General features: G+C 65.6%; 22 protein-coding genes. All 22 read right to left on the reverse strand.

The window, feature by feature from the left end:
• Positions 1-49: 49 nt before the first annotated feature.
• Positions 50-424, reverse strand: coding sequence for a hypothetical protein (locus EOW65_RS06515; protein ID WP_128148161.1), 375 nt, complete (start codon positions 422-424; stop codon positions 50-52).
• A gap of 60 nt (positions 425-484) precedes the next feature.
• Positions 485-1,414 carry a phage tail tube protein gene (locus EOW65_RS06520; RefSeq protein WP_128148162.1) on the reverse strand — a complete coding sequence of 310 codons (930 nt, stop codon included), beginning with the start codon at positions 1,412-1,414 and terminating at the stop codon, positions 485-487.
• Between the two features lie 2 nt (positions 1,415-1,416).
• Positions 1,417-1,587, reverse strand: a complete 171-nt coding sequence (locus EOW65_RS19925) for a hypothetical protein (protein ID WP_164880015.1) — start codon at positions 1,585-1,587, stop codon at positions 1,417-1,419.
• A 147-nt stretch (positions 1,588-1,734) separates the two neighbouring features.
• The gene (locus EOW65_RS06525; RefSeq protein ID WP_128148163.1) at positions 1,735-2,160 is read right to left on the reverse strand and encodes a phage tail terminator protein; all 426 of its coding nucleotides are present in this window, start codon (positions 2,158-2,160) and stop codon (positions 1,735-1,737) included.
• Positions 2,157-2,573: a gp436 family protein gene (locus tag EOW65_RS06530; RefSeq protein WP_128148164.1), complete on the reverse strand. Its 417-nt coding sequence runs from the start codon at positions 2,571-2,573 to the stop codon at positions 2,157-2,159. The genes EOW65_RS06525 and EOW65_RS06530 overlap by 4 nt, the downstream gene beginning before the upstream one ends.
• Before the next feature lie 3 nt (positions 2,574-2,576).
• Positions 2,577-2,840, reverse strand: coding sequence for a hypothetical protein (locus EOW65_RS06535; RefSeq protein WP_128148165.1), 264 nt, complete (start codon positions 2,838-2,840; stop codon positions 2,577-2,579).
• A gap of 31 nt (positions 2,841-2,871) precedes the next feature.
• Positions 2,872-3,048: a hypothetical protein gene (locus EOW65_RS19930; protein WP_164880016.1), complete on the reverse strand. Its 177-nt coding sequence runs from the start codon at positions 3,046-3,048 to the stop codon at positions 2,872-2,874.
• A gap of 84 nt (positions 3,049-3,132) precedes the next feature.
• Complete coding sequence (locus EOW65_RS06540) at positions 3,133-3,543, reverse strand: hypothetical protein (RefSeq protein ID WP_128148166.1); 411 nt, start codon at positions 3,541-3,543, stop codon at positions 3,133-3,135.
• A 77-nt stretch (positions 3,544-3,620) separates the two neighbouring features.
• Positions 3,621-4,580 carry a major capsid protein gene (locus EOW65_RS06545; RefSeq protein ID WP_128148167.1) on the reverse strand — a complete coding sequence of 320 codons (960 nt, stop codon included), beginning with the start codon at positions 4,578-4,580 and terminating at the stop codon, positions 3,621-3,623.
• A 10-nt stretch (positions 4,581-4,590) separates the two neighbouring features.
• Positions 4,591-4,929, reverse strand: coding sequence for a DUF2190 family protein (locus EOW65_RS06550; protein ID WP_128148168.1), 339 nt, complete (start codon positions 4,927-4,929; stop codon positions 4,591-4,593).
• 11 nt (positions 4,930-4,940) lie between these two features.
• On the reverse strand, positions 4,941-6,068 hold the full coding sequence (locus tag EOW65_RS06555; protein ID WP_240664533.1) for a hypothetical protein: 1,128 nt from the start codon (positions 6,066-6,068) through the stop codon (positions 4,941-4,943).
• A gap of 342 nt (positions 6,069-6,410) precedes the next feature.
• Positions 6,411-7,022 (reverse strand): phage virion morphogenesis protein, encoded by a 612-nt coding sequence (locus tag EOW65_RS06560; protein WP_128148170.1) that lies wholly within the window; start codon positions 7,020-7,022, stop codon positions 6,411-6,413.
• A gap of 110 nt (positions 7,023-7,132) precedes the next feature.
• Positions 7,133-8,755: a PBECR2 nuclease fold domain-containing protein gene (locus EOW65_RS06565; RefSeq protein ID WP_240664535.1), complete on the reverse strand. Its 1,623-nt coding sequence runs from the start codon at positions 8,753-8,755 to the stop codon at positions 7,133-7,135.
• On the reverse strand, positions 8,752-10,167 hold the full coding sequence (locus tag EOW65_RS06570) for a phage portal protein family protein (RefSeq protein WP_240664537.1): 1,416 nt from the start codon (positions 10,165-10,167) through the stop codon (positions 8,752-8,754). Before EOW65_RS06570 ends, EOW65_RS06565 begins: the two co-directional genes overlap by 4 nt.
• Positions 10,164-11,813: a phage terminase large subunit gene (gene terL / locus EOW65_RS06575; protein ID WP_128148171.1), complete on the reverse strand. Its 1,650-nt coding sequence runs from the start codon at positions 11,811-11,813 to the stop codon at positions 10,164-10,166. The genes EOW65_RS06570 and terL overlap by 4 nt, the downstream gene beginning before the upstream one ends.
• A gap of 8 nt (positions 11,814-11,821) precedes the next feature.
• Positions 11,822-12,322, reverse strand: coding sequence for a DUF1804 family protein (locus EOW65_RS06580; RefSeq protein WP_128148172.1), 501 nt, complete (start codon positions 12,320-12,322; stop codon positions 11,822-11,824).
• Positions 12,312-12,566, reverse strand: coding sequence for a hypothetical protein (locus EOW65_RS06585; protein ID WP_128148173.1), 255 nt, complete (start codon positions 12,564-12,566; stop codon positions 12,312-12,314). Before EOW65_RS06585 ends, EOW65_RS06580 begins: the two co-directional genes overlap by 11 nt.
• Positions 12,567-12,595: 29 nt before the next feature.
• Positions 12,596-12,790 (reverse strand): hypothetical protein, encoded by a 195-nt coding sequence (locus tag EOW65_RS06590; protein WP_128148174.1) that lies wholly within the window; start codon positions 12,788-12,790, stop codon positions 12,596-12,598.
• 1 nt (position 12,791) lies between these two features.
• Positions 12,792-13,415, reverse strand: coding sequence for an N-acetylmuramoyl-L-alanine amidase (locus tag EOW65_RS06595; protein WP_128148175.1), 624 nt, complete (start codon positions 13,413-13,415; stop codon positions 12,792-12,794).
• Positions 13,416-13,504: 89 nt separating this feature from the next.
• On the reverse strand, positions 13,505-13,903 hold the full coding sequence (locus EOW65_RS06600; RefSeq protein WP_128148176.1) for a hypothetical protein: 399 nt from the start codon (positions 13,901-13,903) through the stop codon (positions 13,505-13,507).
• A gap of 4 nt (positions 13,904-13,907) precedes the next feature.
• A complete protein-coding gene (locus tag EOW65_RS06605) occupies positions 13,908-14,240 on the reverse strand; it encodes a hypothetical protein (protein WP_128148177.1) in 333 nt (110 codons plus the stop codon).
• Positions 14,233-14,661, reverse strand: coding sequence for a gp16 family protein (locus EOW65_RS06610; RefSeq protein ID WP_128148178.1), 429 nt, complete (start codon positions 14,659-14,661; stop codon positions 14,233-14,235). The genes EOW65_RS06605 and EOW65_RS06610 overlap by 8 nt, the downstream gene beginning before the upstream one ends.

The raw sequence follows: 14,661 nt of genomic DNA on the forward strand, positions 1-14,661 counted from the left end.
TCGTCGACCTTGCCGAGCCGCGCGAAGGCCCAGGCCCGCGCGGCCTCGGTCAGTTTCCCCGCTGCGCCTCGAGGCCGAAGGCGCTGTCGGTGAAGGCCTTCGAAAGAGCAGAGCGGAACCACTGCCACTGCAGTGCGGCGCGCAGCGTTTCCTTCGAAAAAGCCACCGGATTGCCATTGCCATCGACGACACCGTCCCAGCCCTTGATGATCTCGAGCCAGTTCGCGATCTCGGCGTCGGCGCGCTCGCGATCGGTGCTCAGCGCGGCGAATTGCTCATTCAGCGCGATCTCCTCGTCGCGGGTCTTGGGCGTGAACTGCACCTTGAGATCCTGGGCAATGGTCTTCCCGGGGGCATCCGGGTCGGGGACGCGGACGGTGACGGGCCACCAGAAGGTCGGGGCTTCGACGAGGGTGAATTTCATCAGCAGGTCTCCGGAAGAGAGGAAGGGGAGACCAGGCGCGCGCGGCGCCCGGTCATGGGGTCAGCGAACGGTGATCGTCAGCTCGTCGAGGCCCGCGGTCGGACACAGCGAGAGCGGCAGCGAGTAGTTCGAGATGTTGTCGGTGTTGCCCTGGGTCACCTTGCCGATTTCCACGGCAGGGGCATCGAGTTCGACGATGTTGCCGGCCGCGATGCCATGGGTCAGCGCCAGCGCCCCACGCGTGCGGTTCAGCGCGCGCCCGAACCAGTCGACAGTCGCGAGCGACCGGGCCTCGACCACGGCCGTGCCGGTCGTGGAGCGGTTCGAGATCAGCACCAGCTCGTCGCCGATCAGGAACCGCGGCGTCACCGTGTTGCCCAGATCCAGCGCCAGGCTTTCGGCCACAGCGGACCAGCCGTGCAGCGTCATCTGGGTGTTCGCCTTGGACACCGGCAACGGCGTGACAAGGCCTGCCGCCGTCACGGCGCTCATCGTCGCGATATCGGTGATGGTGCCGAGCAGCCCCGTCATCGTGAAGGTGAAACGCGGGATGCCCTTCGGCGTGAAGTTCACCGACACGTTGCCGCGGCTGCCGAGCAGCACATGGCGCACAAGGTCGCTCTCGAAGTAGATCGACGCGGCTTCGACGGCGTCTTCGACGATCGAATAGACGACCGAGGTGCCGGCGGTGATGGTCTCCGCCATGCCACAGGCCCGCAGAAGGGCACCATACTGGGGCACATCACCGGCCGCGCCGCCCCCGGAGACCTCGACGTCGAAGCTGATCTTGCCATAGATGCCGGCCAGCACGACGCCCTGGTTGCCGAGATACGGCAGCAGGAGGTCGCGCGAGACTTCATCACCTTCGATCGGCGTGAAATTCACATTGGTGGCGACGATCCTGTTCGCGGCGACCGGAGCCGCATCCGCGCCATAGATGGTTTCGATTTTCACGAGAATGGCGAGCTTGCGCCAGCGACGGGATGCCATGGTCAGGCCTCCTGGTTGGTGGCGGCGGTGTCGCTCGCCTTGGTTTTCGGCTGTTTCTCGGCCGGGGCATCAGCCTGGGCCGGCGGCGTGCTCGTCTCCGCATCATTCTGACGGGTCAGCGCGCCGGTCTTGGCGCTGCGGATCCAGCGGCCTCCGGTGGTCGGTCGACTCATTTCAAACCTCGACAATCAGTGGCCCGACATGGATGCCGGGCGCCTTGGTCTGGTTTGACATGGCCGGAAATGCGAAACCCCCGGACAAGGTCCGGGGGTCATCTCTCGCTGGAGTGCAGCCACAATGCGGCCGCGTGGGGGAGCGCGTCAACCCGTGAGGTATCGCGTCGTCTCCCAGGTCTGCACATAGGTGCTGACCCCGGTCGTCAGTCGCCCGCCCTGGCCACCGATCAACGAGATCGGCGCGGCCTCCGGGGTGGGCTGCCAGCCTGCGATCGCCGCCTCGATCTCGCCTTTGATCGCACGGAAGGCAGCGACCCGGGCCGTGCCCTTGCTGTCGTCGGCAATGCGGATCTGGAAGGCGACGAGAAACTCGACCCAGACCAGCTGGCGAAAGCCGGTAGACAGCTCGTTGGCAGTGCCACGCTCCCGATACGGTGCGACGAATGCAGCGCCGGATCCGGCCGGTGTGCCCTTCGCGATCGCCTCGATGTCCTCGATCACCTCGACCGAGGTGAGTGCCGGAGCCAGCGCCTCGAGGCGCTCCTTCACGAGATCCAGAAGATCGGTCACCGCCAGCCCCGCAGGTCAAAATGCGGCGCCGGGTGAACCGCGAGGACCGTGCCGGCCTGATCGCTCGCCGCCGGCGTCAGACCTGCCGCGCCCGGCACGGCCGCCTTGCCTTCGGCGACGGATTTCAGGTCGGACATCGCATCCTTGTAGTCATCGGCCACGTACTCGGGCCGCTCATAGCGGTGCAGGTAATAGCGCGCGATCGACACCGCCCAGCTGCGCACGATGTTGGGCACCACCGTCAAGGGGATGCGATATTTGACGCCGACCCACGAGTTGATCTTGTTGTCGGCGTGGCCGAGCGCCGCTTCGATCACCTCGGGATCGGCGATGCCGTCACCGTCGCGATCGGCGATCTGCAGGATCTCCGTCTCGCCCGCGCGTTCGATCAGGTCATCCAGGCTCGCATACATCGCTCAGCCCACCAGCATCAGGCGCCCGGCGCCAAGATCACCCGAGCAGATCATGCCGCCCACGCGTCGTCCGGTGAGCGAGCGCGCCAGGTGCATACGGCGGCGCACATCCGCCGCGCCGCCCGATGCCCGCCAGTCTTCACCCCCGGGGTAGTTGGACCGCAGGTCGATGGGCGTCACGATGATCTTGAAGCCGAGAGCGAAGACACCGGCGCACCAGTCGATCGCCAGCATGAGGCGGGAGATGAGGATATCGGCCCAGTGCATCAGATGACCTCCAAGAGCGTGCGCCTTGTAATCAAGCGAGGACGTAGGCGGCTTTCGCCTTGCCATGCCCTTTCGAACCATCGCTCCGGATCAGTCCCTGTTTGACCAGAACGCGCGCGGCGGAAACGGGGAGGACCACCGGCTGCTTCGCGTTCTTGATTTTTTCGAAGGTCGACTTCTGGCTCTTGGTCAGGCTGGTCGTATCCATATTCATGTCCTGGTCATGCTGAGGGATTGGTGCCGGGGGCGCGAGGAAGGGGGCGCGCCCCCGGCGGTGAAGGGCTGCTGCTCGTCAGCCCTTCTGACTGCCACGCGCCTTCTTCGGCGGCGTGCTTTTCGTGGCCTCGGCATCGTGCGAAACGGGCGCATCGGCCGCGCCCGGGGCGGTCTGTGCCTGAAGATCAAGCACACGGCCCTGCAGCAGGTCGCGCTGCGCCTCGGCCTCGTCCGCACGGGTTTCCATCGCCTTCAGCTCATCGGTGAGCGCATCGATCACGGCGGACTGCTCGGCAATCGTCCGTTCGAGCATCGTGCGATCTTCGAGCACCGCGTCGGCCACCGACTGCGGCGCGGTTGCGCCGATGGCGCCGCTTTCCTTGAGATGACGGTAAACGGTCTGGTCGACGACCACGATCTTGCCTGCGGGCTCGATCTTGCCGCGGATCTTGGCCGCGGTCGCAAGGGTGACTTCGGTGACGTCCATATCGCTATCGCTCTCCTGTCGGTTTGATGAAGCGGGCGGCGGACCGCCCACTCGGAAAACCGACCGCCTTGGCGGTCTTATACCGCGGCCGCGCCGGCGTTCTGGAACAGGAAGCCGGCATCGGCGCCGACCAGATAGGGCTTGCGCTCGGTCGTGGTCGGATAGATCCACGACTTCGACGGGCGGTCGTAATAGGGCTGCTCGACCTGCGGATAGCCCATCAGCTCATAGGTGTAGCCATAGGACGGAACCATGTAGTTGCCGCCGGTGGTGGGCACCCAGGCGAGGATCGCATCGTCGCCCCAGACATCGGTGGCGGCCACGCTGTCGTCGGCCGTCTCCGGCAGGTAGACCGCGTCGCCGGTGACCACGCGCTCGAGCTGGAAATAGGCCGCCAGCATCTCGAGCGTGATCGAATCCTTGGAGACGTACTTGAACTGCTCCTTGATCTTGGGGTGGTTCTTCAGCGCCTTCGCGGCCGTGGGGCCGAGCATCAGCGTGTTCGGCCGGCGCCCGGTGAACCGCCGGATCATCTCGGACGCATCACCGATGTCTTCGCCCGGATCGCTGGTCGCACTGGTCCAGCGGTCGGCACCGGCCAGCGCCAGCTTGTGGTTGGCGTCATAGTTCGCTGCGGTGCGCGCGATCTGCGCGGCCTCGTATTCGAGGCCGAGATCGACCACATCGAGGACCATGTTGACCGCATTCGACCCGAGATCGATCCCCGGAACCTTCTCGGCCTCCTGCTGGTGCTCGATCGGCACGACGCCCTCGAGCGCGTCCTGGACGAGCGACACCGTGCCGGCGTCGAAGCCGTACTGCACGCGCTTCACGTTGGTGCCCGGCGCACGGCGGGTGTTCAGCTTGCGGAAGGCTTCCTTGCCGAACTTCAGGACCGACATCGAGCGGTTGGGGATCGAGACGCGCGGGAAAAGGACGTGCGACACGAAGGAGGGGTTGCGATAGCCGCGCGCATGGTTCGACAGGATCGGGCTGATCACCTGGGCCGTGCGCGTGTTGAGAATGGTCTGGGGCATGTTCAGTCCTTCAGCGGATGAGGATGTCGACGAACTCGCCGTCGGCGGCGGAGGTCAGTGCGGTGGCGAAGACGTTGACGGGCGTGGCGCCGGCAACCTTGACGCCGCCGGCCGCGGCCGAGATGAGCTTCGCGCCGACGGTGATCGCACCCGAGGCCTTGACCCGGGCGACCCCGAGAACATTCAGGGCGACCGGATCGCCGATCACCGTGCAGGGGTTCTTGGCGACGCCCAGCACCGCTGCGTCATCGGCCGCCACCTTGGCGCCATTGAAGCCGACCAAATCGTTGGCCGCGAACAGGCCGGTGGAAATGACGGTCCAGGGCAGGACATCGTGAAAATACTGCATGTTGGATCCTCTCAGCAGGAGACGGCCGCGACGGCGTCGAGATAGGAGGTGTCGGGATGCTCGCGCATGTAGGCCTCGGCCTTGTGGTGCAGAGCGATCTCGTCGCCATCGACGGGCTTGCCATCAGCGGCAAAGGAGGTGGTGGCGGCGGCATCGGCCGGCAGCTGCCCGAGGTCATGACGGCCCAGGGTGACCACCACCGGCTGGGCTTCGAGCACCTCGCGCAGCGCGGCGACGGGCGAGATCGGGGCATCCCCGGCGGCGAAGGACACCGAGGCATGGCCGGGCAGCGCATCCATCAGCGCGACGACCTTGTCCCGCAGCACGGGCAGCAGACGCCCTTCATCGACCATGCGCTCGGCGAAGGAGGCATTTTCGGAATGGGCGGCGGCGCTCTCGCGCTCGGCGATCTTGCGCTCGCGTTCGGTCAGCTCCGCTTCGCGCGCTGCGAAGTCGGCGGGTTTCTCTCCGGGCACGGGGGCCTCCTTTTCAGATTTCAGAATGATGCACCGCATGCCGGGCGGCTGTTCTCCGGACACGAAGCCACCGGCCGCGAAGCCCGGTCCATCGCCGATGTCGTCGGGCTTGCGGGACGTCTCGATCTCGCTCAGCCATTCGATCTCGTAGGACGGCAGCGCCTTGTCCGCCTCCTCGAGGCCGTGCTTCTCGATGAAGAAGTCGCGCAGACGCCGGAACAGCGACGCCGAACGCTCGAACCCGGGATCGCCGAACTGGGCGAACTCGGCCGAGAAGGTGATCGCATCGGCCGGGGCGATCGAGAAGGCGACATTCTTCAGCCCCGGCACCGCGGGGGACGCGGCCCCCAGAAAGCCGATGTGGCGTGGATACCAGGAGCCGGGGTTGGGGTTGGCCGGATGATGCGGCGGGAAGAAGGACATCGACACCTTGCGGAAGCGCCCGGCGCGGACCGAGGCGGCAAAGGCGGGCTCGATATCGCGGATGGTGGCGCTGAGATGCTCCGTCTCGGGGTCGAAGTCGAACTTCTCGGCCCAGCCGAGCGCGGGCGCATCAGAGGCGGGGTGCCCGACGACGATGGGCGCGGGGGCGGTCTCAGGATCGTAGGATGCGGCGATCGCCTTCAGATCGGCGGCGGTGTAGCTGAGCGGCGCCCCCTCCATGGAGGTGAAGCGTCCGGTCCGGAAGACGTCGATGCGAGCCGAGATGGGGGCCGAGGTGGGGAGTGACTGGGGCATGGCTATCCGGGAGCAGGTGGGTGACCCCGGTTTTGCATGCCTGAAAATGCAAAACCCCCGGACATGGTCCGGGGGGATGATCGGCGTCGAGATCCGCCTCCTGCGGCACCATGCGCCGCCGATCCCGGGCCGGTCAAGCGCCTGCACCGGCGGGAGGGGATGCGTTATGCCGCCAGAGCGATTTTGACGCCTGTTTGACGCGGCATCTCCGGTCCGGACGGGCGACGGCAGCCCGAGACGGTCAAGGCCACTCCTGAGCGCTCTCCGTCACGCCCCGGGTTCGAGGCCGAGCCAGTCTCCGGCCAGCAGCAGGATCTCCGTCTCATCATCGGCCGAGACACCGAGGTAGGGGCGGGCGGGCATCGTGACCGTATAGGCCGGGATATCGACCTCGGTCGCCTTGGCTCCCTCGGACTCGGGCGACACGAATTTCCGGCCGGTCACCCCGGAGGTCGGATCGTAATGACGATAGATGCGGCCCTTGCGCGCCGGGATCTGGATAGTGCCGCCGAACTGATGGATTGCCGCATAATGGCGGATTGGATCCTGATCGAGCACACCGACCCGCGCCGCGTCATTGTCGGCATCCTGCGAGATCGCTGCGGCCAGGTGAATGCCCTCCTTCACCCCGTTCGTGTTCAGGATGGTGAGAGGGAGCTGCCCCTTGCGGGTGCGCTCCCGGATCGTCGCGGCCTTGAGCTTCTCCCAGGGGATGCCGCTGGGGGCCGACTGCTTGCGGAAATTCTCCCGCGCCGAGTCTGCCAGCAGCTGCGCGACGGTCTTGTAGAAACCGCGCCGCTCTTCCATGCGGTGCAGCAGCGCCGCGAGTGCCTCGCTGGCCTCCCGGTCGTTCACCTCGATCGAAAACGTGCGGTCCATATGGAAATCTCACCTCTTGTGGGCTATATTACCCTTGTGTCGGCAATCCGATGAACGGTGATGTTCCTGGTAGGCCCCCGACGCTACCGCCGGATCACCCCGGCGGGTCCTTACTTCCTCGGTCGCGACCAGACGAGCTTTCCGCCCCGGCGGCGATTGAGCAGCGCGAGATCCGGGTTCCCCTTCTTGTCGGTCGTGTTGTAGGCGGTGATTTCCTGCCACCACCGACGACCGACCTCGAAGACCACCATGAGCCCGGATTTCCCATCGGTGCGGATGTAGCGCCGATCGACGGTCAGCACTTCCGCTCCCGTCTGTCGGTTGACCTTTCGCGCGACCCCGACCCAGATTTCATCCGGGTCAAGAAGCGCTTCCGCCAGCAGCGGCGTAAGGGATGCCCGATCCCTCTTTCCCACCTTCCATGCGCCCGTCGCCGTCTCGCGAAACAGCTCATCCGAGATCGGCAGGGTGACACCGGTCGGGTCGGTCCAGGGCACCGCGTGGCCAATCGCGGCGCCGAACGGCTTGAGGAAGGCCGTGACGTAGTCCTCATCGCGCACATTGAGCGGCAGCGGCGTCGCGGTGAACGGCTTTGCGGCGGCGACCAGATCAGCGATCGGCTCGGGCGTATCGATCTGCACTGCATGGCGCCCGTCTGGCGTCAAACCACCGGCCTCCTCCTCGAGCTTTGACGGCACCATGCCGCGCTCCCAGAGATTTCCCGGCTGATAGTCCCAGCCAAGGCCGATCCCCTGCGGCATCTGCACCGTGCGCTGGTTGGTCCGATCGAGCACGCTGCGCATGATGTCCGCGGGTGGAATCTGGCCCCACCGCGGCTGCTGCATGGCGCGCCGCTCGGACATCGCACGGACGCCGCAGGAACACAGCCAGTCGTTCGGCGGGAAATGGATGTCCCACCACGGGTCGTCATGGCGCGCGAGCAGACCGTCCCAAGCGACATGCATCGGCCGGGGCTGCAGCGGCGTCCGGCTTTCACCGTGGATATACTGCCACCATGGCTGCAGCCGGACCACGTCAGGGTCTCGCATCATGGCAAGGCGGCCCGCCATGTAGCTCGTGCGCACGTTGGTGTCGAAAATCGTCCGGATCCGCCATTCGCGGCCGCCGTTGTAGGACCAGCCGTATTTCTCGACGAGCCGGTCAAAATCAGCGGCGAAGGACTTGTATCCGCCGCCGCCATCGACAGCATCCAGAATGGCCTGGTGAAACTCCTCCGCCATGGCAAGATCGGTGACACCCGCCACGACGAACTCGCGGTCATGGTCGCCGAACATCTTGTCGGTCCAGACCTTCGATGCCGCCGGCCGCTTCTGCTTCAGGAAGTCGATCTGCGGCTGGAAATTGAAGAGGATCCCCTTGTCCGCAAACTCGGCGCTCGGAGGCTGCAGGTCTGGCGCGACGAACCAGGGGGCATAGAAGCTGGTCAGCTCCTCCTCGTCCAGATCGAGAAAGACCGCCTCGCGCCCCTCCCAGGCCGCCAGTTCCGTCGCCGATCCGATCAGCTTGCCAAACGCCTCTGGTGTCCAGCTGGCAGCGAGGTCGAGCAGCCCGCGAGCAGCAGCGTCAAAGCTCTCCGCCCGCTCGATCACCTCGCGGATCGCAGAGATCCGTGCTTCGATCAGCGGACGTGCCGCCTGCGTCGCCTGCGCCGCGATCCCGGCTGGCCGGTCATCGACCGCGTAGGAGCAGCAGGGGCAAGGCGGAGCGCTCACCGAGTGACACCGGGCAGGCGGGGCGCAGCCCCGACCGAAACCGGCGCGCGTGTCACGCCAGGCACCCCCGTTGGAACACCGGGAACAGGATCGACCGGCGGAGCCTCCCGCAGATCACCGCGGATCGTCACCAGGGCATCGATCACATCGTCATCCAGATCGCCAACGAGGCCAGACGCCACGATGAGCTTCCGTGCAACGGCATCATCGGTCAGTTTCGCCGCGATCTGGAGCACGTCGCGCAGCGCGCTGTTCGTGGCCGCGGCCGCCTCCGCTTCGGCTTTCCTGGTCTCGGCCTCTGCCTTGGCGTCTGCCGGACGCTCGCGCCAGACGGACGGCAGGCGCGCGCCTGGCACGTTGTATTCGACGATCCAGCGGATCAGCGTGTCGCGCAGGGTAGCGGACAACAGGTCGGAATCGCCATCGACCAAGAGGCCGAGCTGGTCGGCGTGGGTCTCGGCCGCCGCCCGGGATCCGCTCGACCCGATGTCGGTGGACAGGGTCTCCCCGTTGACCCGGATCGAGATCTGCTTGTCCCAATACTCGAGGAAATCGCGGTAGGTGATCGAGCCGGATTTTGACGCTTCCAGAAACTTGGTGTTGGTCCCGGTCGGCACCAGGATGGCTGAACTGGTACGCGCCCCGGCGAGTGCATCGATGGTCTTGCGATCGACCTCCGGCAGCGATCCGAAGGGCGTTTCACCCACCACCGTCGGCCCTGCGAACTTGTCGAGGAACAGCATCCAGAAGGCGATGCCCTCGCGCTTGAACAGGACCGGCCAGAACAGCGATGACCCCAGGCCGAGACCATAGGGGTTGTTGCCCTTCACACCGAAGCGATGGACGATGAACTTCCGCTCGGGAAGCTCCTCGCCCAGATACATGTTTGCCATGGTCAGCAGGCGCGGGCGCCACTCCTCGTCGAAGACGAATCGGCGCTGATCGTGCGCCACGATCTGCTGTGGCCAGATCCCCGCTCCGTCACGCGCCCAGACCACCTCGGAAATCGCGAAGCCCTTCAGGGTGGCATCGAGCAGATCTTCGCAGATGCGGTCGAAGGGCAGGCTTTCGAAGACCTGACGCACCACTGCCGCCGCCTCGATGTCACGCGCGCTCGGATCATTCGCGGGCTCGACCCGCCACTCGCGGGCCGTCAGCTGCTTCTTGCGTTTGTCGAGGACCGAACCCGCCCAGGTATCGCGCTCGATCTCGTCATAGATCTTCAGGCCCTTGCCGTCGCCCCGCTCGAGCAGCGTGTCGTCGAGCGGCTGCATGCGCCCGGTATAGACCGGGAGCGTGATGTCGTTGCGTGCGTTCGCAACGAGTGCCCGCGCCTGAGCCGGCAAGTTCTTGCGGGCGTCGATAGCAGGATCTGCGGCGAAGGACGCCGTGGATCTTTTCTTGCGGCTCACAACCGATACCCCCTCATGAAGTCAGATGACGACCGGCCCGCCGTCATGATCGACCCGCCGCCGAGACCGCCGATGCCGCCGGAATATTTCAGGGCGTTTTGCCAGAGCATGTCGAGGCAGTCCGGGCCGTCATCATGATCGGCATTCGGCCATTGCTGCAGCTGGTCGATCAGCGTCGTTTGGCTCTGGTGCAGCCGGATCAGTCCGGCAGCGATCGGCGGCTGCAGACGCTCGATGCGCAGGTTCTTGTCAGAGCTCGGCGTGATCGGGATCGCGGAGATCCCCACACCCTGTTTCGCGGCCTCGACCATCAGCGAGGTACGCAGGAACTCCTGGAACTGGACCGCCTCGACGAACCACAGGACGCAGCCGTATTCGCGCTGCAGCGCGATCGTGTCGGCGATGATCAGATCGGGCAGGCGGCGCCGGATCGAGGCCTCGACGAGGTCCATGGTGCCGGTCAGCCGGTCCATGCCGCCGATCAGGATTGCGGATGGGTCACGGCCCCGCGACTTGCGGCCCAGCGACGGGTCGATGGCGCCGAAGAACACCAGATCGCGGCGAACCTGTACCCACCAGGTCAGATCGCCGAAGGGGTTCCCATCGCTGATGGGCTTGTTCTGGTATTCGGTCTGAAAGGCGTCGTGCGACTCGGCGCGCTTCAGCATCAGCTCGACGAGTGGCTGGACAGACGGCCAGTTGACGACTGCGCCCGCATCCATCTCCGCCTGGTTAGCGGCATAGAACGCGCGCGCCGCGGGCTCACCGTCGTTCTGATAGACCTCCTCGAACGCGTCCCACAGGTCCATCCGGTCCGGCCAGCGCACGATCGCCTGAAACTCGGTGACCCGCCACATCGGCTTCTTGGAGGCTCGCACCACGACAGCATCAAAATGCAGAACCGTGCCGACCCAGACCACATCCATTGACCCATCCGGCGGCCCGACCTGCAGCGCGGCGCGGTAGACCCAGTTCTCGAGCTTCTGGCGCTGCTCCGGGCTGCGGACCTGCTCGTCGTTCTCGAGGTCGTCGAAGAACATCAGGTCGGGACGATGCGGGCCATGCCGGCGGCCGCGCAGCTTCTGCAGCGCGCCGAGACCCTCGACGCGGATGTTGTTCGCCGTGACGATCTCACCTTCGCGCCAGACGCGCCCCGCGCCGCAGGCATCGGGGAAATCGCTCTGCAGGCGGATATTGGTGGTCAGCTCGGCCTTGATCGCCTCGATGAGCAGCGCCGCCTGCGCATAGACGTCGCAGACCTCGATAATATAGCGCTTCTCGCTGAGCATGATGCAGTAGAGCGCGAAGCCGAGCGAGAGGTGCGTCGATTTAGACGACCCTCGTGGTGCGATCAGAAGCTCACGGGCGCCCCTCTCGGACCCGAGGATCTCCGGGGCCAGCCGGAATACCGCTTCGTGAAAGAGCGACGGCTCGCCCTTCACGTAATGCGGCAGATAGGTCTCGAGGAAGAAGCGAAAGCCGTCATCGCCCCGCACACGCGCCAGTCGGTCCCGCTTTGCCGCGAGGTCGGTCGGGAAGGCATCGACGGAAAGGTCGATCCAGCGGGCAAGTTCGTCGGCCTTCTGCTGAATGCTGTCCTTGAATTCCTTGACGCTGAGCTTCTTGCGCTGTGGACGGGCGGCCATGGATCACCTCATGGCGTGAAGCACAGCGAGATGTGATCCGCGAAGGGGGCCAGCAGTTCCTGAACCGCTTCGATGTGATGCGGGAACTTCTCGCGTACGAAGTCCACGAGCTCCTCGACCACCGCCTGGGCCACGCCCAGCTCCGAGAGCCGCGGCGCAGCGCGCGAGGCCGCAGCGACCATCTTCGTGGTGGAATCGGCGAGCGAGGCCATCAGTTTGACCTTCGTCTCGACGTCGAGCGCGCCTTCCTTGATCTGGTGCAGCAGCTGCTGCGCCTGCAGCATATACTCCTCGAGCACGATCGAGGTGACGACATCGCCGCCCTGGCCGGACATCACGGCCGCGGTGCGCGCCATGTCCCAGTCATCGCCGTCTGCCTTCGCCTTCTTCTTCCAGCGTCCGATCGTGACCTCGCTCACGCCATAGGCCGCGGCGATGGTTGAGGCAGTCAGGCGGCGGAACACATAGTCGGAGCGCGCGCGGCGGCGGATCTCGTCGTTATTGGCCAATGGTCAGCCCTCCCTTGACGATGAAGGCGATGACCCCGAGCAGAAGCGACGAGATGATGAGCCAGACGACCTTGTTGATGTTGGCGTTGATCGAGTTGAGGCTGCCGTGGATGTAGTTCATCCGCTCGGCATTGACCGCCTCCGACGTCTCGAGCTTGGTCACGCGCTGATCGAGCCCGTCGAGGCGACTATGGGCATGATCGATGCGATCCGCATGGTGCGTGGTGAAGTTGACGTCGGTCACGTCTGTATTCCCTGGCAGAGGTCGGGCGCCTACTTGACGCCCCACTTGGCGAAGATCGCCGAGGAGATCCCGAGCGCGGCAACCGCGGCGCCGGCGGCGGTGGACAGGTCCACGGTGAGCACGCCGTCGGTATAGGTCACGCCCCATCCGGGGATCAGTGCGACGAGCGTGGTCAGCACGGGCGACACGACATAGAGGAAGATGCGGACATAGACGGAATTCATGTCAGGCTCCTTTCAGCCAGGAGGGAACGTTGAAGCCCGGGCACGCCTTCGCCGCCCATTCGTTGTGGCCGGAGATCCGGGTGATCTGGGTGCGCATGCTGATCGCCTGGATCTGCGCGCGCAGGCGCGCATCCTGCGCGGCGGTGAAATTGGTGCTGAACGCATCGTTCTCGGTCGATCCGAAGCCGCCGATCAGACAGATATGGATCACGCCGGAATTGTGCCCGACCACGCCGGCGCCGATCTCGGTTTCAGGGCGCCCGGCGATGACCACGCCACTGCGGCCGATCACCCAGTGATAGCCGATATCACGCCAGCCGCGGTCCTCGACATGCCAGCGACGGATCTCCTTGAACTGCGCCGCGAACCCTTCGAGCTCGAGCCAGCCGGGGCGGGTCGCCGAGCAGTGGACGACGATCTCATGCACGGGATAGCGCGCGGCGCCCTGGTAGATGATCGACGTGGTATCGGGGGCAATGCTGGTTTCCGCGGGGGCGCCGCTGGCGGCCAGCCATGCTTCCGCGGCGCCTCTGGTCTTCCCCCCGAAAATACCGTCGATGCCACCCGGCTGATAGCCGAGGTCACGAAGACCCGTCTGGATGAGGGAGAGTGCCGGATTGGTCATGGTGGGGCCTGCTTTCGTCGCCGGGTGGCAGGTCCGGTCTACGCGCGCCCGAAAAGCCAAACCCCCGGACAATGTCCGGGGGTGCGCTGTTACCAGTCAGGAAACAGGGGGAGCGGATCCGGCGGGCGGTTCGCCAGGCGCCTGACATGGCGCTGCGAGATCCCGAGCAGCCTGGCGATCTCGCGCCGATCCCGGCCGCTTGCCTGCAGCGAGGCAATCTCGGGGCGAAGGCGCCGCACCTTGCCGTTCGGCACATAGACCCTCATGCCGGCAAGGAAGTGGCAAACCTGCTCGCCGACATCGGCTCCCAGCAGCTCGACGATGGCGCGGCACGGCTGCCGCGTCTCGCGAAACCGGCGCGGGAATTCCAGCTCCTGCCCGCCGAACTCTTGCATGAGACGCAGCGCGACGCCAAGACCGAACGTTTCGGCAACGTCCAGCAGCGAGTCCGGCACATCATCCAGTTGGGAAGGCAGATGCTGTTTCATTGGGTCAGTCCTGACGTATTCTGGCGAGGATGCCGCGCTGCGCATCCGAAAGCGGCATTCCCGGCCTGTTTGCCTGGCGGATCAGGCGAATGCGATATTCGGCAAGGGTGATCGTCTCATGGCGCCCCCGCGGCCTGCGATCGAGCCAGATCCGTTTCGATGCCTGGCGCACGGAATTGGTCGGGCACTGATACAGGGCCGCAATATCGCGGACAAGCACATCCGCGAGCCAGAGCACCCGCAGTTCCGCTTCCGGGATCACCGGCCGCCGCCCTTCCGTCAGGCTCGGGTCCATCCAGACCCGGCGGATTTCGGCATTGGGGATGCGTTTATCCACGGCTCAGGGCCTTTCCGCGCGCTTCCATCCGCTTCAACGCTTCGATGATCGGTGTCGCCTGGTCATAGCTGAGCATGTCGGGATCAACCGCGACGGCATCGACGCCATGGGCGATGAACCGCTTGCAGAAGGCCCGCAAGGCCTCGCGCGATCCAGTCTCGATGACCCCATACCGGGCGCAGCTCGTCCAGAGAGCATGGATCAGGCGGACATAGGGCTTTGTCGACGGCGGCAGGGCCTTGCCGGAACGCCGGATCCGGAACCCCTTGCGCTTCAGCTCGTCGACGACGCTGCTGCGTTCGCGTTCAGACATCTGGCGCAGCGACGATTTTCCCGTCACCCGCTCCAGGAGCGCACGATAGGTGTCTTCGTCCAGATCCAGCTGCTGGCGGGCGATGTTGATGATCGCGAAGGTGTTCAT

It is taken from the genome of Paenirhodobacter ferrireducens, assembly GCF_004022265.1.
Classification (GTDB): domain Bacteria; phylum Pseudomonadota; class Alphaproteobacteria; order Rhodobacterales; family Rhodobacteraceae; genus Rhodobacter; species Rhodobacter ferrireducens.